Source organism: Helicobacter bilis ATCC 51630 (genome assembly GCF_000686565.1).
Taxonomy (GTDB): Bacteria; Campylobacterota; Campylobacteria; order Campylobacterales; family Helicobacteraceae; genus Helicobacter_A; species Helicobacter_A bilis.
Genome location: NZ_JMKW01000008.1, coordinates 47,047 through 69,617 on the forward strand (window position 1 = coordinate 47,047; position 22,571 = coordinate 69,617).

General features: G+C 37.5%; 23 protein-coding genes and 2 pseudogenes. 9 read left to right on the top strand and 16 right to left on the bottom strand.

Annotation, left to right across the window (positions count from 1 at the left end):
• Positions 1-63 precede the first annotated feature (63 nt).
• From T368_RS0102635 to T368_RS16495, 3 genes and pseudogenes are all read right to left on the bottom strand, one after another.
• The gene (locus T368_RS0102635; RefSeq protein WP_027338276.1) at positions 64-450 is read right to left on the bottom strand and encodes a hypothetical protein; all 387 of its coding nucleotides are present in this window, start codon (positions 448-450) and stop codon (positions 64-66) included.
• A gap of 9 nt (positions 451-459) precedes the next feature.
• Positions 460-516, bottom strand: a pseudogene (locus T368_RS17255) (hypothetical protein); the annotation flags it as partial.
• A 295-nt stretch (positions 517-811) separates the two neighbouring features.
• Positions 812-2,119, bottom strand: a complete 1,308-nt coding sequence (locus T368_RS16495; RefSeq protein ID WP_004084326.1) for a hypothetical protein — start codon at positions 2,117-2,119, stop codon at positions 812-814.
• 150 nt (positions 2,120-2,269) lie between these two features.
• Between T368_RS16495 and T368_RS0102655 the strand changes: the two genes are divergently transcribed.
• The 5 genes from T368_RS0102655 to T368_RS16500 all read left to right on the top strand — a co-directional run bounded on the left by T368_RS0102655 (position 2,270) and on the right by T368_RS16500 (position 9,406).
• Positions 2,270-4,555: a type I restriction-modification system subunit M gene (locus T368_RS0102655; protein WP_004084328.1), complete on the top strand. Its 2,286-nt coding sequence runs from the start codon at positions 2,270-2,272 to the stop codon at positions 4,553-4,555.
• Between the two features lie 12 nt (positions 4,556-4,567).
• Positions 4,568-5,272: a hypothetical protein gene (locus T368_RS0102660; protein WP_004084331.1), complete on the top strand. Its 705-nt coding sequence runs from the start codon at positions 4,568-4,570 to the stop codon at positions 5,270-5,272.
• Between the two features lie 114 nt (positions 5,273-5,386).
• Positions 5,387-6,970 (top strand): restriction endonuclease subunit S, encoded by a 1,584-nt coding sequence (locus tag T368_RS14440; RefSeq protein ID WP_004084334.1) that lies wholly within the window; start codon positions 5,387-5,389, stop codon positions 6,968-6,970.
• Positions 6,971-7,064: 94 nt separating this feature from the next.
• The gene (locus T368_RS17365) at positions 7,065-9,203 is read left to right on the top strand and encodes a dihydroxy-acid dehydratase domain-containing protein (protein WP_004084336.1); all 2,139 of its coding nucleotides are present in this window, start codon (positions 7,065-7,067) and stop codon (positions 9,201-9,203) included.
• Positions 9,204-9,247: 44 nt separating this feature from the next.
• Positions 9,248-9,406: a hypothetical protein gene (locus T368_RS16500; RefSeq protein WP_230455582.1), complete on the top strand. Its 159-nt coding sequence runs from the start codon at positions 9,248-9,250 to the stop codon at positions 9,404-9,406.
• A gap of 79 nt (positions 9,407-9,485) precedes the next feature.
• Here the strand turns inward: T368_RS16500 and T368_RS16505 are convergent, their stop codons facing one another.
• Entirely contained in the window at positions 9,486-9,650 is a 165-nt protein-coding gene (locus T368_RS16505) for a hypothetical protein (RefSeq protein WP_230455583.1), read from the bottom strand.
• Positions 9,651-9,720: 70 nt separating this feature from the next.
• Positions 9,721-10,623, bottom strand: coding sequence for a cysteine synthase A (gene cysK, locus T368_RS0102690; protein ID WP_004084339.1), 903 nt, complete (start codon positions 10,621-10,623; stop codon positions 9,721-9,723).
• 333 nt (positions 10,624-10,956) lie between these two features.
• Here cysK and T368_RS0102700 point away from each other — a divergent pair, with 333 nt between their 5' ends.
• Positions 10,957-12,339 (top strand): BspA family leucine-rich repeat surface protein, encoded by a 1,383-nt coding sequence (locus tag T368_RS0102700; protein ID WP_004084342.1) that lies wholly within the window; start codon positions 10,957-10,959, stop codon positions 12,337-12,339.
• A 253-nt stretch (positions 12,340-12,592) separates the two neighbouring features.
• Positions 12,593-12,847: pseudogene (locus T368_RS14790) on the top strand (class I SAM-dependent methyltransferase); the annotation flags it as partial.
• 193 nt (positions 12,848-13,040) lie between these two features.
• Here the strand turns inward: T368_RS14790 and T368_RS0102710 are convergent.
• A complete protein-coding gene (locus tag T368_RS0102710) occupies positions 13,041-13,826 on the bottom strand; it encodes a pyridoxine 5'-phosphate synthase (RefSeq protein WP_004084346.1) in 786 nt (261 codons plus the stop codon).
• A gap of 102 nt (positions 13,827-13,928) precedes the next feature.
• Between T368_RS0102710 and T368_RS0102715 the strand changes: the two genes are divergently transcribed.
• Together T368_RS0102715 and T368_RS0102720 are read left to right on the top strand one after the other, a co-directional pair.
• Positions 13,929-14,801 carry a CheR family methyltransferase gene (locus tag T368_RS0102715; protein ID WP_004084347.1) on the top strand — a complete coding sequence of 291 codons (873 nt, stop codon included), beginning with the start codon at positions 13,929-13,931 and terminating at the stop codon, positions 14,799-14,801.
• Positions 14,802-14,814: 13 nt separating this feature from the next.
• Complete coding sequence (locus tag T368_RS0102720) at positions 14,815-15,564, top strand: CheB methylesterase domain-containing protein (protein ID WP_004084348.1); 750 nt, start codon at positions 14,815-14,817, stop codon at positions 15,562-15,564.
• Positions 15,565-15,629: 65 nt separating this feature from the next.
• Here the strand turns inward: T368_RS0102720 and T368_RS0102725 are convergent, their stop codons facing one another.
• The 10 genes from T368_RS0102725 to T368_RS0102770 all read right to left on the bottom strand — a co-directional run.
• Positions 15,630-15,959: a laccase domain-containing protein gene (locus T368_RS0102725; protein ID WP_004084349.1), complete on the bottom strand. Its 330-nt coding sequence runs from the start codon at positions 15,957-15,959 to the stop codon at positions 15,630-15,632.
• 18 nt (positions 15,960-15,977) lie between these two features.
• Positions 15,978-16,823 carry a DUF815 domain-containing protein gene (locus tag T368_RS0102730; RefSeq protein ID WP_004084350.1) on the bottom strand — a complete coding sequence of 282 codons (846 nt, stop codon included), beginning with the start codon at positions 16,821-16,823 and terminating at the stop codon, positions 15,978-15,980.
• A gap of 46 nt (positions 16,824-16,869) precedes the next feature.
• Entirely contained in the window at positions 16,870-17,484 is a 615-nt protein-coding gene (locus tag T368_RS0102735) for a hypothetical protein (protein WP_004084351.1), read from the bottom strand.
• A 193-nt stretch (positions 17,485-17,677) separates the two neighbouring features.
• On the bottom strand, positions 17,678-18,223 hold the full coding sequence (locus tag T368_RS0102740; protein WP_004084352.1) for a GNAT family N-acetyltransferase: 546 nt from the start codon (positions 18,221-18,223) through the stop codon (positions 17,678-17,680).
• A 33-nt stretch (positions 18,224-18,256) separates the two neighbouring features.
• Entirely contained in the window at positions 18,257-19,018 is a 762-nt protein-coding gene (locus T368_RS0102745) for an SDR family NAD(P)-dependent oxidoreductase (RefSeq protein ID WP_004084354.1), read from the bottom strand.
• 2 nt (positions 19,019-19,020) lie between these two features.
• Positions 19,021-19,251 carry an acyl carrier protein gene (locus T368_RS0102750; protein WP_004084356.1) on the bottom strand — a complete coding sequence of 77 codons (231 nt, stop codon included), beginning with the start codon at positions 19,249-19,251 and terminating at the stop codon, positions 19,021-19,023.
• A gap of 10 nt (positions 19,252-19,261) precedes the next feature.
• The gene (locus T368_RS0102755) at positions 19,262-19,843 is read right to left on the bottom strand and encodes a hypothetical protein (protein ID WP_004084358.1); all 582 of its coding nucleotides are present in this window, start codon (positions 19,841-19,843) and stop codon (positions 19,262-19,264) included.
• Positions 19,836-21,371: a 3-oxoacyl-[acyl-carrier-protein] synthase III C-terminal domain-containing protein gene (locus T368_RS0102760; protein ID WP_004084360.1), complete on the bottom strand. Its 1,536-nt coding sequence runs from the start codon at positions 21,369-21,371 to the stop codon at positions 19,836-19,838. Before T368_RS0102760 ends, T368_RS0102755 begins: the two co-directional genes overlap by 8 nt.
• A gap of 9 nt (positions 21,372-21,380) precedes the next feature.
• Complete coding sequence (locus tag T368_RS13065; protein ID WP_237022138.1) at positions 21,381-22,091, bottom strand: acyltransferase; 711 nt, start codon at positions 22,089-22,091, stop codon at positions 21,381-21,383.
• Between the two features lie 18 nt (positions 22,092-22,109).
• On the bottom strand, positions 22,110-22,571 hold a 462-nt coding region (locus T368_RS0102770; protein WP_027338278.1), incomplete at its 5' end, for an AMP-binding enzyme.

The window sequence follows — 22,571 nt, forward strand, 5'->3', positions numbered from 1 at the left end:
ACTCCTAAACTAATAGAGCTAATTGGGAAATAAAAGTCCTGAATGCTGTGTAGAAGCCAATTTTTATGTGTCTGTTCTATAAATTGCTGCGTAAAATATCCAAAAAACTCTATTGAGCATGTTTAAAAAAATAGGCTTTCCAGCGATGAGATACAAAAGAGCTAAAACTCCATACACATAAGGGGCATTCTGCTCCCCAAAAGTTGTCAAGTGCAACGCCCCCATACATAAGCCAAAAATCCCTATAAGTGTGAGGATAAACGCAGATTCTAAAAATACAAAGCCCTTTTGTGATTGTGGCGTTTGCGTGGAAACTACAAATGTAGAATCTTGGGGCGAAGTGAGCCTAGCCTGTGGCTCAATGGCGTAAATTGTGGATTTAGCAAGGCTTAAATCACTTGTTGAAAGATAGAGTGTGTTGGTGTTAAAATCAACATTTGCCTTACTCACTTGTGGCAGGGCGTTTAGAGAGTCTTCTATGCGTGAAGCACAGCTTGGACAATCAAGCCCAGAGATTGAAAGCGTATAATCTTTATATGGGGTTTGCTAAAGTGCTACCTTGTGTTAAATCTTCATCATCTGCTAAAAATGCTTGAGTTGTAGCTGATATTGTTTGCCTATCCATTTGCAATGCCTTTTTTATTCATATCGTGGTATCAATTTTTAGGCATTATTCCATATATTTGTAAATATACATATAGGGGGTATATGTATTAAGGATTCTAGAATCATTATTGCCCTATCCAAACACAGCAATCAAGTCAGCTTTTAATAGGCTACCATAAACCCATTATTGATTTTCTTATTGAATCTACTTTTTATCTTTGTCTGCATTTGATTGCAATATCTCCCCTAGCAAAAATCGCGTTGGGACTTTTCGGCGACCTTCTATGCCGTTGCATTCAAAGAGTATATACTCTCCAAGCGAAGAGATAACCTTTGCATTAGAAATTGTAAGCGTGTTATTTGCCCCCTGTGTTGGCTGACATAGAGCGATAGAATCTGCGGCTTCTTGTGTGAAAATAAGCTCTTTTGCTGCGTAGTTGCCTATGTGGAGTTTGCTTACAATAAAGGAGCTTAACAAAAAAGGTATAACTACTAGGCATAAAATGCCAATTACAAATGAAAACTTTACCAAATTAAAACGAGTAGATGCCAAAGCCCCCACAAACAATATAGAGTAACAAACAATAAGAATGGAAATAGCAACAAAATATGTGAGATTCATATCAGGATCAAATCTAATGATCCAAGCCACTATCATAAGATAAGCACACATTAACATAAAAGACAATGTAGCAAATAGCATTATCTTTTCAAAATTAAGACAATCTAGCTTTGCAAGACAAATACGGACAAGTAAAGCATAAAGAACAATGGAGCATATCGCAAATGCAAAAAATTTATAACCAAGCTGAATATCAAACAAATAAAGCAATATAAACACAAACAAACCAGACGTTGGCAATACAGCAATAGCCCCAAAAGCCATACTTGCCCATTTTTCTGGTCTTGGCTTATCATAAAATATAAGATGAATAGCATAGATAGGGCAAAGAAAAAATATACCCATCGCAAAAGCAATAAAAACACCCAAAATAGTCGTAGCAAAAATATAATACAGCACACTATCTTTGCTGATAGGTCGCAAATATTGAGCATTAAAAGCAAAATAACACATCAAAATCAATGCCCCAATGACAGCTGGAATCCAAATAAATAGAGACAAATGTTTGCCTACATATTTTCCCACACCTTTAAGCGACTCAATAAATTCTTGCGTATCATAACGAATCTGCAATTCCCGCAAATATCTTATTGTCATCTCTAATGTATCTTTCGTTGTCTGCGATTCCTTTTTGATATTTTGCAATATCGCACACACAGCGTAATGTATTTGCCTATTAAGCTCATCAATTTTTTGCCTTTTATTATCTATATTTTGAAAATCATCAAATACTTCACTTTTTTGCTCCATATACTTGTTAAAACTCTCAACAGCAACGAGTTTTTCACCATTATCTTGATATAACTCACGCAAAGTTTGGATAGGTTTTTCCATATCTGCATATTGTGCAAGAAATAATTCCCTTTGCGCACAAAGATTTTGTAATGACATTTTTGCCCCTTTTGATATTAGCATTTTTCACACAGCCTACAATGCGTTTGCTACATTGTAGCTAAACCATTGAAACAAACTAGATTCACTTCAAGCAATCATTTATATTTAATGGTAAAATTCCACAATTAAATCCAAGCAAGGACAATAATGCACAAAACACAAAAGCTAGAGCTACAATACAACAAAGAGGGTAAGATTTATAGCCCATTAGGTAAGAAATACAAAGTCGCTACACCAGAAGAGATTATAAGACAGAAATTTATCTGCACGCTTGTAAATAGCTATGGTTACAGCCTAGAGCAAATGCAAGAAGAAGCCAAAACGCAAAAGGGCAAAAACGCCGCAAGGGCTGATATTGTAATATGGAAAAGCCCCAAAGATAAGCAGGATAAGAATCCTCCCCTAATCATCGTAGAGTGCAAGGCAGACACCATTCGCATAAGTGAAAGCGATTATGCACAAGGGGAAAGCTATGCAAGGCTTACAAATGCGCCATTTTTTGTAACGCACAATAGCTATGAGACAAGATTCTGGCGTGTGATAAAGGATAAAATGCCCGGGCATATCCAAGAGATAGCAAATATCCCAGAAAATAACGCAAGTGATAAAGACATAGATAAACTACTCAAAGATTTAGTTGCCTTTAAAGAAGATGAGTTTGCTAAAATCTTATGGGAATGCCACAATTCCATACGCGATAATGATAAGTTTGACCCCACAAAAGCCTTTGATGAAATCGCAAAAATTTTGTTTATGAAAGTGTATGTAGAGAGAAAGCTCATAAAGGGTGAAACGGATAATAAATTTACAATAGAATATGTAAAAGAGGCAGAAAAATATAATCCAAACTACCTAGAATGGCTCTTTAATGAAACGAAAAAAGAATTTGCAAAAGACCAAATTTTCATAGATAACGAAAAAATTGAGCTAAAAAACGCCACTATTTATAAAATCATAGAAAGACTTCAAATTTACAATCTATCCAACACTTCAAGCGATATTAAAGGCGTGGCATTTGAGAAGTTTTTAGGGCAGACTTTTAGGGGAGAATTAGGGCAGTTTTTCACCCCACGACCCATTGTAGAATTTATGATAGAGATGATAAACCCACAAGAAGATGAAGTCTCCTGCGACCCTGCAAGTGGTAGCGGGGGCTTTCTCATTAGAATCTTTAGCAAAGTGCGTGAGCTCATACAGCAAGACATCATCAAGCAATATGAAGCCTATAAAAAATCCATACTCAAAGATATAAACAACATCACCGACACAGAAGCAAAAAAGCTCAACGACAAAAAGAGTGAGCTAGAAAAACAGCTAGAGACTGACACGCAAGGCACAAGGCTACACAAGCTTTCAAACCACTGCATTTATGGCACAGATGCAAATGACAGAATGGCAAGAACTTCTAAGATGAATATGATAATGCACGGCGATGGACACGGCGGGATTCACCACCACGATGGGCTTTTAAACATCAATGGAATCTTTGAAAACCGCTTTGATATAATCCTAACCAACCCTCCCTTTGGCTCAAATGTAAGGAAAGAAAACACCATACGAGCAGAAGACGCTCAAACCTACCTAAACAACAACGGCGAAGTAACTTGCACTGAAGAGAAAAAAGAGCAGATAGAACACTACTACAAAACCTATGGCAAAGAGACCTACCAAAACGCCCAACGCAAAATCCTAGACAACATAGGTAAGCCTATCGCCTCCCTCTTTGCCCTAAAGCCCAATTTAGAATCTGATAAAACCGAGCATTTGTTTATAAACCGCTGCCTAGATTTGCTAAAGCCCAGTGGCAGAATGGGAATCGTCTTGCCAGAGGGCGTGTTTAACACGCCAAATGCCGAATATGTGCGAGAGTTTGTAGAAGGCAGGGCATTTTTACGCGCTGTGATTTCACTCCCACAAGAGACTTTCACAAGCAGTAAAGCAAGTGTGAAAAGCTCTATTTTATTTCTGCAAAAATTTAGCCAAAATGAGCAAAATGAGTTTAACTCTCTCTTAGCAAAACACACGCAAGAGCTAAGGCAAAAGCACAAAGAGACACTAGACAAGCTAGAAACCATTATCAACTATCGCAAAGCAAAGGGCGAGAAAATAACTAAATACAACGCAAACGACAAAGCCAAGGCAAAAAAAGAGCTAAAAGAGCTAGAATCTAGTATAAAAAAGCAAGCTTTCAAGCTTACCAAAATAGACTTTGACTACCCCATATTTATGGCAGAGCCGGAGTTTGTAGGTATCACTAGCACGGGCGAAATGGGCGAAAATGTCAAAAATGAGCTACTAGATAGCTATGAAGTGCATAAAGATGACAATGGCAAATGCTTGAAAAAGTCCCTAAAGCAAAAGGGAATTCTAAGCTATTTTGAAAAGTTTTTACAAGAATACAACATACAATGGAAGAAAACAGAGCAAGAATAATAAAGGGTAATAATGTTTCACACACTCAGCACCGCACAATTACAAAGCCTTTTTTCACAAGAGCGACTAAACGCTTATGCAAGCACGCAAGAGCATTTTGATAATCTAGCCCTTATATCACGCATAGCCCAAACATTAGGAATGCTAGAGATTATCCTGCGAAATCACATAAATGCCACCCTTGTGCTTGATAATGCTAAATGGCTAGATGAATTGCCACAAGAGCTAGAGCTAAAGACAAGCCCAAAGCATACTAAGCCACATCAAATCATCTCACATCAAAGCTTAGGATTCTGGCTTAAGGTTATAGATTTTTACAAAATCCACAACAAGCTTTTTGACAAAGAATTTTTAGATACCCTAGACTTTAAACGCTATTTTAATGGGAATAAAAACAGCTTTAAGACTAAACCTTTAAGAAACTACCAAAAAGTCAGCATTTTTCTTAATCTTTTTAGGAATCTTCGCAATAGAGCCTTTCACTTTGAGAATCTCTATAAACTCAACGAACAAGGCAAACCAAGACTAAGTGTATCCGTAAAAAGTGGTAAAGAAAAGATAATCATCAGTATAGAAACAAGTAAAATTGAATTGTTTTTGAGAGATTTTATAAGCTATTTTGTAGAGAAAGTAAAGGGTGGGGAAAAGGATCCCCTTGAAAACGCCGACATTATAACACAAGATTCTAAAAATCACAAGGAAAGTTTAAAGAAATGATAAAAAAGCTAGTAGTAAGAAAAAGCAAGGAACAAAGAGTGGGGAACAAGGATCCCCTTGAAAACAATAGAATTATAACGCAAGATTCTAAAAATAAGTGAGTAAGGAATAAAAATGAGTAAAGTGCAAGTTGTATGGTTTAGGGATTTAGTGCGGTGGGATATAAAAAGTAATGTTAGCCTATCTTTGCAATCAAGCCATAAGCAAGTATTATTTGAAGACCTTCTATCACAAGCAGAAGTTGAATACGAAACACTTAATCCAAACAAAGACTATAATATTTTGGGCGTTCGCTCTTATGGGTTAGGCGTATATCACAACAGAACGGCAAAGGGCAATACACTTATAACAAAAACAACAAAACGCTATCAAAAAATTCAAGAGGGCAATTTATTTTGGTGTAAAGTGGATACAAAAAATGGTGCTTTTGGCGTTACTTTAACAGAGCATATTGGGTATTACGCTTCACACAATATGATACAAGCTAAAATAAATACTGATAAAATTGATTTATTATTTTTACAACATCTTTTTTCTTGCAAGTTTTTTCAACAATTTTTGGATTCTCAAGTTACAGGGACAACAAATAGGCAATACATTTCATTTAAAGAATTACTAAAAATAAAAATCCCCCTGCCCCCACTTAAGATTCAAAAGCAAATAGTCGCCAAAATAGAATCCATAAAAGCACAAATTAAAGCCTTGCAAGAAGAAGAAAAACGCCTAAAAGATGAGATAGAGGCATATATATATATAGCACTTGGACTGGAAAAAAAGCAAGAAGCAAAAAGGCAAAAGGTCTTCATTATCCGCTTTAAAGACCTAGACCGCTGGGACACAAGGCATAATCAAAGCATTGCTATAAACCTTTGCCACACTGATTCTATCCCCTACCATACCGAACAGCCAAATTGTCATACTGAGGCGATAGCCGAAGTATCTACAAACATAGAATCTAAAAGAGATTTTGACACATTGTCATTGCGAGGCGAAGCCGAAGCTTTCCATAATCCACAAAACAACATAAAAGCGGATTTTACAGAATCTATGGATTGCCACGATTTTGCTACGCAAAATCTCGCAATGACGGGACTAGACTTAAAAGCCCTACTAGATTCTATCCCTACTCCGCCACCGCACGGCTGGGAAGTTAAAACACTCGGCGAGATTTGTGAGATTATCAATAGAAATTGGCATAAGTATTACAAAAATGAAACATTTCCTTATATTCAAATTTCTAATGTTACACAAAAAGGCATTGATGGGTATTCATTGATTCATTATGATAATGCCCCATCTCGTGCAAAAACACTCGTTAAAACAGGAGAGTTATTGATTTCGCTAACTAGACCAAATCTTGGTGCATTTGCAGTTGTAGAACAAGAATATAATAACTTTGTTGTTTCTAGTGGGTTTGCAGTTGTGGATTCTAAAAATATCGTAACAAATCATTATATAAAGCACATTTTACAATCTCAAATTGGCATTGATATTTTTAATCAAATAATGTCTGGAGCTCTTTACCCTGCAATATCTCAAGGTGATTTACAAAATCTAAAAATCCCCCTGCCGCCTTTGAAAGTGCAAGAAAAAATTGTAGCTCATATACACAAGATAGAATCTAGCATTGCCACCACACAAGAGAAAGCAAAAGCCCTAGAGCTAGAGCTTACACACTATATAGAATCCACTTTATAGATTCTAAAGCACTGCCCCCAAGCCTAGAATCCACAAACGAGATTCTAAGAATCTTCAAGTATAATTATTTACTACAAAATATTAAGGAGATTCTATGCGAAGTGATATTGTAAAAAAGGGACATAATCGCGCCCCACACAGAAGTTTGCTAAGGGCAACAGGGCTAAAAGATGAGGATTTTAATAAGCCCTTTATCGGCGTGGCAAATAGCTATATTGACATCATTCCGGGGCATTTTTTCCTAAATAAATATGCCGAGATTGTAAAGGACGAAATCCGCAAGGCAGGGGGCGTACCTTTTGAGTTTAACACCATTGGCGTAGATGATGGCATCGCTATGGGGCATAGCGGTATGCTCTACTCTCTGCCAAGTCGAGAGCTGATTGCTGATTGCATAGAATCTGTGATGAACGCCCACGCGTTAGATGCGATGATTTGCCTACCAAACTGCGATAAAATCGTGCCCGGAATGCTTATGGGGGCATTGCGTGTGAATGTGCCTACAATCTTTGTGAGTGGCGGTCCTATGAAAGCAGGGCGTTTGAGTGATGGCACAATTTTGGATCTAAACTCCGCGTTTGAAGCGGTAGGTGCGTATGAAAGCGGTAAGATTGATGAAAAAAGACTGCACGAGATAGAGTGCCAAGCCTGTCCTAGTGGGGGGAGTTGCAGCGGAATGTTTACAGCAAACTCTATGAATACTCTGTGTGAGGCTATGGGCGTGGCGTTGCCTGGCAATGGCACAATCCCGGCTTTAACGCCAGAGCGAGAAGAGTTGCTAAGGCAGGGGGCTAGACGCATTGTAGAGATTGCCCTAGATTCTAGCCTAAGTGAAAAGTTTAGATTCCGCAATATTTTGAATGCAAAAGCCGTGCATAACGCCTTTGTCGTGGATATGGCAATGGGGGGCAGCACGAATACGATTTTACATATGTTAGCCATTGCTAAGGAAGCGGAAGTGGATTTTAACCTAGAATCTATCAATAATATTGCCGCAAATGTCGCACATATCGCTAAAATCGCCCCAGCATTAAGTAGTGTGCATATGGAAGACATAAACCGAGCGGGGGGAGTGTCAGCGGTAATGAATGAGATTTCTAAGCGTGGCAATGCAGTGGATTATTGGATTGCAGGTTATTACAACAATGAAGAAGAAGCACAATTGAGAATAAGTGGAAAATGGCAGTGGGATAAATATAACGAGAGTGGAAATATAAGAAGGTATGGAAAATGCTCAGAAGAAATGAAAAAAGGCGATAAGGTTCTAACCTATGCCTTTGGTCAGCAAAAATTTGATGGTATTTTTGAGATAATAGAGAATGCAGAGGATTTAATCACTCTACAATACATCAACGAATTAAATATAGATATAAACGATGTAAGTTTGGAAATAAAAAAATATTACAAAGAAAGCTATAGTTTTTTTGATAAGTATGGAGATACCATACAAGGCACATATTTTAAAACAAATAAAGAGCAGTTTAATGCAATTGTAGGATTAGATTCTATGGCGGCAAATTCCAGCAACAATAAAGGGACAACACGCAAAACAGAAGCTATTTTACACCTAGACGCTCTCACAATCACCGGCGAAACTTTGGGGGAGAGAATAGCAAACGCAAATATCACAGACCCCGAAATTATCCGCCATAATGACAATGCCTACTCACAAGTTGGCGGATTAAAAATCCTTTTTGGTAATTTATGCGAGCAAGGTGCGGTGCTAAAAGTAGCCGCTGTGGCAGAATCTATGAAAGAATTTAGCGGCAAGGCAATTTGCTTTAACTCCCAAGATGAAGCGATTAAGGGCATTGCTGGGGGCAAAGTAAAGGCTGGAAGCGTGGTAGTTATCCGCTATGAAGGACCAAAGGGAGGACCGGGAATGCAAGAGATGTTAAGCCCTACAAGTCTTATTATGGGAATGGGCTTGGGCGAAAGCGTAGCACTCATAACCGATGGGCGATTTAGTGGGGCGACAAGGGGGGCGTGTATCGGGCATATAAGCCCAGAGGCTGCTGAAGGGGGGCTTATCGCACTCATTGAAGATGGTGATGAAATAGAGATTTCTGTCTCGCGTGGGAGCTTGGAATTGAGAGTAGATTCTAAGATTCTAGAATCTAGAAAGGCAAAATGGAAGCCAATCAAAAAAGAGATAAAGAGCAAATGGCTTAAACGCTACTCACTACTTGTAAGCAACGCCGCAAATGGCGCGGTTTTAAAAACGGAGCTGTAAAATCGCCTAACTTTTGCCGAGTTTTGCTCCAAAAAGGCTCTATGATGAAAAAATATGCACTATTTTATGGCATTATTGGCACATTGTTTTGGCTCTTTGTATTTGTGTATCTGCTGATAGGCTTTAAAGACTTAGCAAAAGATTCGCACAAAGCCACCATAGAGACGCACTCAAGCCTAGCCCCTTTTTTCACAAAGCTATAAAACCAAAGCCATAAAACAATGCCTAGATAAGCACAATACCTATCCTAAAGAACTCCTGCAACTTGGCAAAGAAGAAAACCTAAAAGTTAGCTTTATACTCAAGGCTAATACTTGCGAGATTCAATCTCTCGCATTTGATAAGCCCAAAAGCGAGTTTGCCCCACACATCACAAGAGTGCTTCACAAAGCTAAAGCCTGTATAAAAGCACAATGCCAGACGCACAATTTGCAAGAAGACACGCAATACACTATTCCATTTTCCTATCGCGTAATACCCGATGAGTAAAGCCTAGCTCATCTCTACTACACAAACCCTAAAGCGTATTAAATAAATCTGTCGAAAGGTATCGTTCCGCTGTGTCATTGAGCATTGTAAGCACTTTTTTGTTTGGATTGTTTTTTGCAATCTCTAGTGCGATAGCGACATTTGCTCCGCTAGATATACCTACCATTGCGCCGATTTTGCCCAAATCTTGCGCCATTTTGATAGCAACTTCATTTTCTACGACTTTAATAGTATCTATCACATCGCGATTAAGGATTTTGGGGATAAAGTTTGCACCAATGCCTTGAATCTTGTGCGGTCCTGCTTGTCCTTTGCTAAGCAGTGGTGAGGCAGCTGGTTCTACGCCTATGATTTGAATGTTTGGAATCTTTTCTTTTAGCACTTCGCCTACACCGCTGATTGTCCCGCCTGTGCCAAATCCTGCGACAAAATAATCTAATTTACCCTCAAAACTTTTATAAATCTCTAGCGCAGTTGTGCGTTTGTGCATTTCTTTGTTTGCTAGATTCTCAAATTGACTTGGCATAAATGAGTTTGGTGTAGAATCTAAAATCTCTTGAGCCTTATCAAGTGCGCCTTTCATACCCTCACTTGCAGGAGTAAGCACAAGATTCGCACCAAACAAAGCTATCATCTTGCGTCTTTCTATGCTCATAGATTCTGGCATTGTGATGATGATTTTAAGCCCCAAAGAAGCGCAAATCATTGCTAGAGATATGCCCATATTGCCACTTGTGCATTCTACAATCGTAGTATCTTTAGTGATTTTTCCCTCTTTCATAGCCTGCTCTATCATCGCATAAGCTGGGCGGTCTTTGACAGAATGGCTTGGGTTTAAAAATTCGCATTTGCCATAGAGATTGGGGGCGAATTGTTGGAGATGTAAAATCGGCGTATTGCCGATGAGTTCGGTGATATTTTGAGCTATCATTGAGAATCCTTTGTGCGCCTTAAGCGTGAATTTGGTATTTAAAGCTTAGAATATAGCAATTTTTTATAAAAAAATCAAGGAAAATAATGCAAATTTTCTTCTCTTATTTTTTTGTTATTTATGTGATATATCAATTCTTTACTCCGCTTCAAGCAGCAGATTCTAAAAACAAGATATTGAAGTGCGAAAAATGAATATCTAAAAAGATTTAAATGGTGAATTTAACACTTTGAGCTAATACAATTTATTATAATCTAATATACAATCTTGCATTTACAAAAAAAAAAAACGATATAATGCCCAGATACAAAGGATTTACACAGGAGGAATAATATGGAACTTACAGACATTAAGTCAATTTGTGCCTTTATTGATGACGCAGAGAGCGATAGAGAGATAGCTTACTATGTGGGGATTTACCAAAAAGCACTAGAAGCACTACAAAATATCCTTATTGCAAAAAAAGGCAGGAAAATCAGCGATAAAGATTTATACAAAGTCTTTAAAATATGCTTAAGAGATAAGAGGTGGTATGCAAGGATAGAGATTAGAGAAGAATCTTATAACCAATCCATAGAAGTATCAACTTTCCTGCCTTTAGAACTTGTGGAATTTCTCATTGACAATGCAAAAGATAAAAGCTTCGTATTAGGTATGCACCAAAGCAGAGAAGACTTTTTAAAAAATGTTCTAGATTCAGGCAGAGCAGATATTGCAGCAGTGCTAGTGAAAAATGGTATAGCCTTTACGCAAGAACATCTCAATCGCTTAAGATATGATTGGGACAAGATGTTAAAAATTGAAGTGGAATTTCAAGGCATTGAGGGCTTAGAGATAGAAAAAGATGGAATGTTAAAGAAAATATGGGAGCTGCTTATCTCGCAGGGCTTTAGCCTTAATGAAATCTATAGCACAGGCATTACACTTTATAATGGTATGTATAATCGCAAATCTAGCACTGCAGATTCGCAGTATGCCCTTATCTATGCCTTAAGAAACAAGCTTTTTAGCGAGGAAGTGCTAGATAATAGTTTCCAAGGGTTGCCACCACAAGGTGGCATAAATCTTGCTGTTTTGGGTAAAGAGGGGGCAGATTTGCTAGATAACGACACTGCGTATGCACCATTACGGACTCAAAGAATCGTGCCTTTTGTCTTTGCTATGTTTGAAGATAAAACTTATGATGTTTTAGAATATGCTCTTTTCCTCGGGTTGCACAAAGGCAGAAAAAACGACAAAGGAGAGGATTTTGAGAGTTTTTTACAACAAAAGATTGATGAATATATTATATTAACCACAAAGGGTGGTAATAGTTACGGAACGATTTTTCAAGAAGATAAAGATGCTTTGGCTTATTTTAAAGCTTTGCAAAGATTTATGAGTAGCTTAGATTCTATCAAGAGGGGAGAAGTCATTGAAGTGGATAATGAGACTTTGGCAATGTTTGCAAACATTGAGGAAATCCCACTAAGTAGCCTTGATACAAGCAAAGTAACAAGTATGGAATCCTGCTTTGCTAGATCAATTCGGAGGGATTTTAGCGGGATAGAAAAGTGGAATGTCTCTCAAGTGAAGAATTTTATAAGCTGTTTTGAAAATGCCTATTTTTTCAATGCCTCTTTAGAATCTTGGCAGGTATTAAAAATTGCAAACACAGCTTGTATGTTTGATAATGCTTTCAGCCTTAAAGCACTCCCTAGTTGGTACAAGGATTAAGAAAGAATTGATATTCAAACTAGTAAAGATTCTATTTTTTAGAGTTGCTAAAAAGATTTTCTAAAGAGTAAAATAGCTTTTAAGATTCTAAAAAAGGAAAAAAATGAAATATATAAGTTTGCTTTGCGATCATAATATTACACAAAAGCCTCGCTCAAGTCGTATGCTGCAACTTTTGGATATGATAAGGCAAGAGGGAGCTAAGCTCAATCTTAGCGTGATTGCTAAAGCTTGTGATAAAAACGAAATGCCTCGCATTTATGTCAATACCAAAACACGCAATAAAAAGCCCTTTTTCTTACACCCTTGCAAAGCCTATGATGGCTCAATCTTGGCGATTTTTCCAAAGTTTAAAGTGGATTCTATAATGTTGCAAAATTTATGTGATAAGCTAAACAACACAGATTGGCGGGAGCTTGGATTTGTGTGTGATAGGCGATTTCTCTTCTCGCAAAGAAGCTTAGAAAATGCGATGTTAGATTCTAGTTTTAATGCTTTAACTCTCTAAGTGTATGGACTCTATGATGAAAGATTTATGCTAGAATCCACTACGCTCAAGTAAAAGGCTTTGTGAATGTTAATGTAGGATTAAGCTGTATTTGATCGGATATTGGGGCAACATAAATAAAGGCTTAACACACAATCATAAATACAAAACATAACGCTATGAAATAAAATCCCATAACCAACAAACAACAAAACTACCCAACTAACTCTTTCATATCTTTTATTGCTTGTTCTAATCCCACAAAGATTGAACGCGCTATAATGCTTTGCCCGATATTTAACTCTTCTATGCCCTGTATATTTACAATATCTCTCACATTTGCATAGTTTAGCCCATGTCCAGCATATACATTTAGATTTGCCTTGCATGCTTGGTGCGTTATCTCTTGCAAATTCTGCAACTCTTGTGTTAGCATGGCGTGCAATGTCTTCCTATCATATTGTAACTCTTGTATAGAATTATGTGTGCGAGATAGATTAGAGTTAAGCATAAGAGAGATATTTGCATACTTTCCTGTGTGTAGCTCCACTGCGATAGGCACTTTTAGTGTTTCTGCAAATTCCGCACTTTTTTCTATACTCTCAATATTTGGGTCGATAAAAAGCGCGATTTGTATTTCATTGTCTCTTAGAATCTTTAGAGATTCTAAGAGTGTTTGAGATAGCCTTAATCCACCTTCAGTTGTTACCTCATCTCTTTTTTCTGGCACAAGTGTTACTCTGTGTGGCTTTACCTTGCTTACTAAATGCAGCATATCTATCTCACTGCAACACTCCACATTAAGCGGTAAAAAGCTAGATTCTGCAATGCGATATAAATCGCTATCATGTATATGTCGCCTATCTTCTCGCAAGTGAATTGTGATTTGGTCTGCCCCAGCCCTTTTTGCAATAAAGATTGCTTCAAGTGGGTCAGGATCGTTTATCTTTCTAGTTTCACGCAAATACGCAATGTGATCAATATTTACACCAAGCCGCATGTTTTCGTCCCTATTTCAAAAAAATATGCTAACATTATAGTAAAAACATTTGCAAAAATAAGATTTATGTATATATTTTTGAGATTTTATTAAGGGGCATTTTTGAAAGAGAATACTTGGAAGCTAGATTCTAAAACATTGCGGCAGATACAAGACACTTTGTATGATATTTGTGGTATTTACCTTACTGATACGCGTCAAACGATGATACAAAATAGAATCAATTCATTACAAAAAGAAGCTGTTTGTGCTAACATTAAAAGCCTTGATGATCTTTTATATCTTGTGAAGACAAACGCACAAGTAAAGCAGGTATTCATCAATAACTTTACTACAAATAAAACAGATTTATTTCGAGAATCTTATCATTTCAATGATATGTTAAATCGCACTTTGATACCACTTTTACGCAGTAATAGTGCGGTAAAAATATTTTGCTCTGCAAGCTCAAGCGGTGAAGAGCCATACTCTATAGCTGCCACTTGTCTTTATGCAAAAACACTTTATAATTCAACCTCTTCGATTAAGATTATTGCAACAGATATTGATACAAGTATGCTTGAGCTTGCAAGAAAGGGTGAATATATCCTTGATTCTAGATTAAACAAGATTCCAGACTGGGTAGAGCTTGATAAGTATTTTGACATTGTGAAAGTAGTATCAAAAGATGTGGTATCACTGCGTGCCAAAAGTAGTCTCAAAAGTATGATTACATTTCAACAATTAAATCTTTTTAATAAGACTTATCCTTTTAGTGCAGGTGAATTTGACATGGTTTTTTGTCGAAATGTGCTTATATACTTTAAACCTAAAGATCAAGAAAGCATACTCACAAAATTGCATAATGTGTTAAAAGTAGGCGGCACATTGTATTTGGGGCATTCAGAAGATATATTAAGCCTTAGCCCATATTTTGAACGACTTGGTAATAAAATGTTTGTAAAAAATTCAGAATCAACGATAGGCATATTGTAGGGGAGAGAGTGGTATGGCGTTAAAAAAAGATGACAAAAAAAGTAATAACAATGTTTTATCGCGACAGATAGAGCAGAAATATCACCCAGATTCAGTATTGCCTAAAAATCCTTGCGTATTATCAAGAGATAAACTCATTGTGATCGGCAGCTCAACAGGTGGGACAGAGGCACTGAATAAAATTTTTGCAGAATTACCAAAGGGATTACCGCCTATTGTTGTAGTGCAGCATATCCCAAAGCTTTTTTCCGCATCGCTAGTAGCAAGGCTAAACGCACATAGTCAAATCGATATATTTGAAGTCAATGCAAAGACGCAGTTGCAAAGTGATTGTGCCTATGTTGCAAATGGTGATGCACATGTTGTGGTAAGTTGTGAGGGAGGGAAATATTATGCTTCACCGCTTGAAGCAAATAGGGTCAGCAGGCATAGACCAAGTGTTGATGTATTATTTAGAAGCGCGAATAATGCCTCAGGTAAAAACGCCCTTGCTATTATCCTTACTGGAATGGGCGATGATGGCATGATAGGTATGAAAGAATTGTTTGATAATGGTGCATATACTATCGCACAAGATGAAGCAAGCTGTGTTGTATTTGGTATGCCTAAAAAAGCTATTGAAATCGGTGCTGTGCGAGAGATACTACCTTTGCAAAAAATCGCACAAAGAATTGTAGATTACGCACATAATAGGATTAGAAACACAGGCAAAAAAGAACCGGAATTACAAGCGCAAAGTGAGAGTAGGCAAGAGAGTGATTGAGTAGATTTACGCTATGAAAATAAGGTTTATCAATAAGAGACATTGGCACACTTTCTTTTTTTGTGCTAATGAGGCAACTGGGCTTGAATGCAATATAAAAACGCAAACTGAAACAACAGATAAGATTCTAAAATACCCCTATTTTCTCGTATAGTAAAAATAGTATTAGAATGGATTTGATTAAGATACAAAAGCGTTTTATTTTCATAGTATTTCTGCATGATATATGCTCGATTTTTCTTTACAGATTCTAAGTTATCATTGACATGATAGGCGAGATTGAGATTATTATACGGGGCATTACTTACGCCATGATAGCGATTTGTTAGCACAAAATGTAATCCTGTGTTGCAAAAAAGCTTACTATTTTGACTTGTAAAAAAATCTTTTTGCATACCTTCCCTTATATCTTATTAGTCATTCTTAGTCTTTATGAAATTTAGGATTCTAGCATGATTTAGGGCATAGTAGCTTTTTGCTGTGCGTGGATTTCTATTGCCAATTTTTGTAGCAAAGTTTAGAGAATCTTGCTTTATTTCTTGCATGATACATGTTATCATCTCTTGTGATAAATCGCTATTTTCTTCTCTTATTAAATGCTCTAGTATTTCTAAATACTCTTTTTGCCCATTGTCATAAAAGCCAATCTGCAATGGGAATCTATCGCTTAAAGCAAGGACTTCATGTATAGAATCTTGTGTATGCAGCATGTTTAAATCCGCCTTTTCTGGCATTAAATGCCGCAGATTTGAAGTAGCATATATGAGTATATTTTCTGCTTGTTGCTCCATAGAACCATCAAGTGTGCTTTTTAACCCATGATATGTGGAAGTATTTGTATTAAAAGTCAAGTCATCGCAAAACACAATGAATTTATATTCCCTAAGCAAACGCATACAATCAAACAAAAGCGGCAAAATCGCAATATCTTTACTCTCAACCTCAAGCACACGAAGATTTGGATATTTATTTGCGTATTCATAGCATACCGCTTTTACAATAGAGCTTTTACCACAGCCCCTTGCACCCCATAAAAGTGCATTTGCAGCAGGGCTATTTTCACAGAAATTTCTTGTATTATTTTCTAATAACTCATAATTTTCTCTCACGCCTATTAGCTTTTGTGCGTCTATCTTTGGCAATCTCTCTATCGCATGAAAATAGCAAAAACCATGTGAGTAGCGAAACACTGCAGCTTTATGTGTATTCCACTCTATATCTGTGCTAAACAGATTCAATAAGTCATTAAAACCAAGCATATTATTCCTTTCGTATTAGTATAATCAAAATAATTGGTAATATACTTTATTTAAAAACAAGCAAACTTCTTTCTACTACGCCATCAATGCCAATGTATTTGTTGGAATTTTTTAAGAAGTTATACATAAAGTCATGATATGTAGACCACGAAGCAATATTTTCAATCTCCATATAAGAATCTACGAGTCCTAAAAGCTTTATATCAAGTAAATAATGATCTATCCATGTTTGTGCCGCAGGTAAAAAATCGTAGTTTTGCTTATCAAGTATAAAAAAACTTGCACCATGCTTTGCAAACATAAAAAGTAGTGTTCGAAGTGGTAAAAGACTACCTATATCTTCGCTTTTATACTTCTCATCGTCTGTATAAGTAATATCGCCTCTATATCGATATATATGTTTTTCCCACTTTGACGAACCATCTTCTGTTTTAGTATGACCACAATACTGAAGCACAGCCGGGCTATCAAGCAACACGGCATAAGGGATATTATGTTTATATAGTTCTTTGCCAAGCGTAAAATAAGATTCTAACATTTCTTTGCCTGCATGTTTTATACATATAAACGCATAGCTATCAGCTTCTAAAGTATCACAATCACTAAGCCTTTTTACTTGCATAAACTTTTTGTCATTATCAAAACTACTGAATATAATCATGTGCTATTCCTAAATCATAAATTGAGATTGTGTATTATAGCATTATCATTGGCTTTACTTAGTATTGTTTGGCTATTTGAATCATGCGGTCTTAAAAAGTCTTTATAAACTAAAGTCTAGATTCTAATCTTTTAGAATCTAGTTGGTAAAAACATTTTTACCATGATAGCTACGCAGTTTAACGCACAAGAAACTAATCCTTAGCATAAATCTCCATAAGGTCTAAAAGTTTATGTTTATTGGAATCAAACTCATCTTTTGTAAGCTCAAAAAGATAGTCTATATCGGTTTCTCCAACAATGCGTGATCCACAAAACTTGTGATATTGCACGACTTTCTTATTTGCCTTACGCACTTCAAAGCAATTTTTATTGAATCCTAAGACATGATAGGCATAATGCTTTAAAAGATATTCACCTTCTAGGGTTTGCTCTTGCTTAGCATCATCTGACATAATCCAGCTAATAGAACCAAACTCACCATCATGTGCGTTGTGAATCCTAATCGTCCCAAGTGCCTTGCCTTGCTTGTCTTCTACAATGAAATACCATTCATCATTCTTTTTAAAATAGTTTTCAATGTATTGCTCTTGCAACCCTACATCATTTTTAGTTGGATTTAAAAACTTTGCCTTTGGACTACAACGAAGAGCAACGACAAACGCCGCATCAGCCAAAGTAATCTCGCGTAAATTTACATATTTTCCTTGCAATTCTTCTTCTCGAATTATTTGTGCCATAGTTTTCCTTTCTTCATTTTTAAACATGTCATACTACAAACTCCCGCCACCATCAATGATGATATTCTGCCCCGTTATCCACCGACTAGATTCACTCAACAAAAAGCACACAAGCGGCGTAATATCGCCCACTTCCCCTATGCCTAGCGGATAGGCTTTATCCATTGCTTCAATATACTCTTTATCATAGATTTTACTCCAAGATTCTATCATCTCCGTTTTGACAAAGCCCGGGCTAATGGCGTTTATGCGGTATTTTGGGGCGATTTCTAGCGCGATTGATTTAACCGCCGCATTCACCCCTGCCTTTGTAGCAGAATAGTTGCTTAAACCCTTTTGTGCTTTTACACTTGCATTTGAGCTAATCCACACAAAAGACGCCTTATCCGCACTTTTTGCCCTTTTATCTAGCAGCCCTTTTAGAATCTGTAAATTCCCAAAATAATTGACATTAAAAATTGCGGTGGCGGATTCCACAGACAGCACCGATGAAATCGGTGCTGTCTGCTGGAGACCAGCAGATAGCACAGCTCCATCAAAGCTGCCATATTCTTTAGCGAGACTCAAAGCCCACTTATCCAAAGATACATACTCGCTAATATCCTTTGAAATAGGGATAAACCGCTCTTTATATAGAGCTTTTTCCCTTTTAGATTCTAGCTTTTTACTATCCCTTGCTAGTGCTATAACCTCCGCTCCAAGTGCGTTTAGCTCTAAGGCAATCGCCGCACCTAAGCCGCTACTAGCCCCTGTGATTAAAAAGCGTTTATTACTAAAACATTCTTGTTTAAACATATTTAGCCCTCTAATTTGTCTTGTGCTAAAGCGATTATATCGCTTACACTTTTGCAATTATGCAGGGCATTGCCGCTTACTTGTATAGCAAAGAGATTTTCAAATAGGGCGATGAGTGAGACAATGGCTAGGCTGTCGTATTCTTCAATAGAATCTAAGGGCATATCTGGCGTTAATGGCTCATCTCTTTGGATTGCATCAGCGATGTGTGCTAAAAAGTCGTGTTGTGTCATTGTGTATCCTTTAATGTTGAAATTTGAATATTGTTTTATGCAAAGTTGCATAATCTTTAAAGTCAGCTTTTGTAAATCTTTGACTGCAAAGATTATGTAACATTTTTAGCTTTTGTGTGGATTGTGTGTTTTTAGATTTTAGTTTTTCTGCTACTTGGGCGGGTGCAGGGTGTAAGGGTGCAAAATTTATAGAATCTAGATTCTTGTCATATTTGCAAGTGTGGGCAAGAGTTTCGCTCGTGCGAGTCTTTGAAAAAGGCGAAAAATCTCTTTTAGATTTTAAAATTTTAGATACTTCGCCTAAGGGCTCAGTATGACAAAACTTAGAATCCGTATTGCTAGATTCCACTTTTTTGGAATCTTGGCATTCTAAGGATTGAGATGAAAAAATCAGCGAAGCGGTGAAAGGCAAAGTCGTAACAGGTTTCTTTGGTAAATCGTGGCTTTGCGAAGCAGAAGCAAGAAGCTTGCTTGGTGTAAGTGCCGCAGTTAGCGAATGTAGATGCAGTTGCAAAGCAACAAATCCACACTTGCAAATCGCCGATTTATCGCTCAATACTGAATGCCCCCAAAAGACAACGCAATTACTCATAAACCCCTACCTTTTGGCATTTAAATCCTTTATCTAGCGTTACCACCGCATTGCCCCACGCTAGTCCCGCACCAAATCCCGCTAAATGCACCCTTAAAGGAGTTTCTAGCCCGTTACTCGCTAACTCTGCTAGAGTGTCGCATATTGTCGCTGGGATTGAACAGCCGCTAAGATTGCCATATTTATTTGTCGTGGTGTTTGGGACTTTCTCTTTTGGTAGCCCTAAACTTCGCGTGATATTATCTACAATATATTTATTTGCTTGATGGAAAAAGAAGTAATCAATCGCTTCTTTATCACATTGTGCGTAATCTATAATGCCCTGAAATGTCTTTGGATAGGTAGAAACCGCAAAGCTAAAAATCTCTGCTCCGTCCATATATAAGTCTTTAAGACTTCTAGTCTCGCTTGTCTGCCATACTTTAGAATCTGTGATAATCTCTTTTGTTGGGATTCTGCACGCACCTTCGGGGATTATGAGTTGGTGGAATTTAGAGCCATCGCTACCCAACTCAAAATAATGCTTATTCTGCGTTGCCTCTTGGGTGCTTTTGCGGGAGATTTGCTTTGCGCTTGTGCGACAGCCCTTACGGCTAGTCTCCGCGATCAAAGCTTCACAACCCTTAAAATCACTCCAAGATACTTTCGCAGTGGTGTTTGTACAATTGCTGGAATCTAGCTTTGTAGAATCTGCTTGAGATTCTGGGGTCTTGTCATTTTGAGCCTTTGAAAAAGGCGAAAAATCTCTTTTGGATTCTATGTGAGATACTTCGCCTAAAGGCTCAGTATGACAAGGGGCGGAGGTGGCGTGGGATTCAGCAATGGCAGAATCCACAATTCTAGTATTTTGCAAGTATGGACTAGTGCTTCGCACGAGTGCGGTGATGTTAGTGGGGCTTTTTGTGGATTTTGGGGCAGAGCTAGACATAAGGTCTGCGGTTGCCCCAAAATCCACAAAATCGCCGCTATGATTACCCAAAGACGAATTGCTTGAGCGTTCTAACAAAGTCGCACTCACCCCATCCCCCATCATCGGCGCTAAATTAGAATCTAGCGGATTAACAAACTTGCTTAAAGTATCGCCAACGATAAGTAGCACACGATTTGCCCCGCCGCTATCACACAGACTATGAGCCACATATAGCCCATAGAGATAGCCTGCACAAGCTTGATTTATATCAAAACTAAGGCAGGATTGACTTAAGCCGAGTTTGCCTTGCAAATAGCACGCACTTGCTGGGCAGAAGTAATCAGGGCTTTGCGTTACAAAAATAAGCGCATCAATGCTATCTCTTTCCACTTCTAAAGATTCTAAAAGTCTTGTAGCAGCTTGCAGTCCTAAATCACTTGCGGTAATGTGCTTTTCAGCGATATGGCGAGTTTGCAAGCCTATGACTTTTTTAATCCGCTCTAAGCCCTTTTTATCACCTTTGTAAATGGTGTCAAGCTCGGAATCTATGTCTATAACCTTTGGTGGCACAATGGTGTAAATGCCTTTTATGCTTGTGTTATGAAAAGTCGCTTTCATGCCGCCCCCTTAAGCACATAAGGGCTTGTGTGTGGGATAGCAAAAAGTGTAGATATTGTGGGGTTGTGTAAAGGGGTGTTTGGGATAGATATAAAAAGGGTATTTACCCCCCCCCCCCATAGTTAGATTTTCATTCTTTAAAAATTCTAAAAATTCCTTTTCAAGTGTGAGAATATTTTTGCTTCTTTCTAAGATTCTTTTTGCGGGGTTTCCAAAGTAGATTCCAAAAGGTTTTGTAGGGCGAGAAACAAGACTTAAAGCCCCCACACTTACCCCCTCACTTAAGCCTTTACTTGATGGTAATATCACACTTCCAGCACCTACGATACAATGCTTTTGTAAAATAATCTTTGAAGTGCTGACACACTTAAAGTTTGATGGTATCATGGGATTTGTCAGGCTTTCCCCACTATAATCATCGCTTGCCACAAACACACTTACGCGATAGGAAAGACCACAAAAGTCCTCTATTACAATTCCAACTTCACCACCAGACAAGATCGCACCCGCTGCTATATGAACGAAATTACCAATGCTTATATTCCCTGCAAGAATAGCAAAATCATCAATGCGAACATGATTGCCTATGCTTATGCGTTCTGTATTATAAAGACTGGCTTTTTTTGAGATAAAAATGTTTGTTGGGTTTTCTGGGATTGTGATTCCCAACTCTTTAAGCTCATCAATACTATAAAAATTATTTGAGTTTTTTGCTTTCATTGTTTGCCTATCCTTTACTTATGGTTTTATTCTCTTAAATCTCTCACTCACTTCCAAAGATTCCACAATGCTTACTTTACTTGGAATCTTAAAGGGGGCGAGTTTGTCTTTGCAGAAAGTGCGGATATGTTTTTTTAGCGTTAAGTTTGAATTAGCGTGGGATTTAGATTCTACTGCTTCTATTTTTTCAGAATCTAACACCACCTTTACACTTACACTTTGCCCTGTAATAGCATTAGATTCTCCATATACAACACAATCACTTATAAATGGAATCTGTAATAGCACCCCTTCAACTTCTTGTGGGATAACTTTTTCTCCACCTACATTTATAACTTCTTTTGCCCTGCCTATAATCTTTATATACTCTTCCCCATTAATAGTTTTTACTTCTACTAAATCCCCTGTTGCAAAATAACCTTTATCATCAAACACACTATTATCACTATTAAGATAGCCCAGTGCGTTTGTGTGGGATTT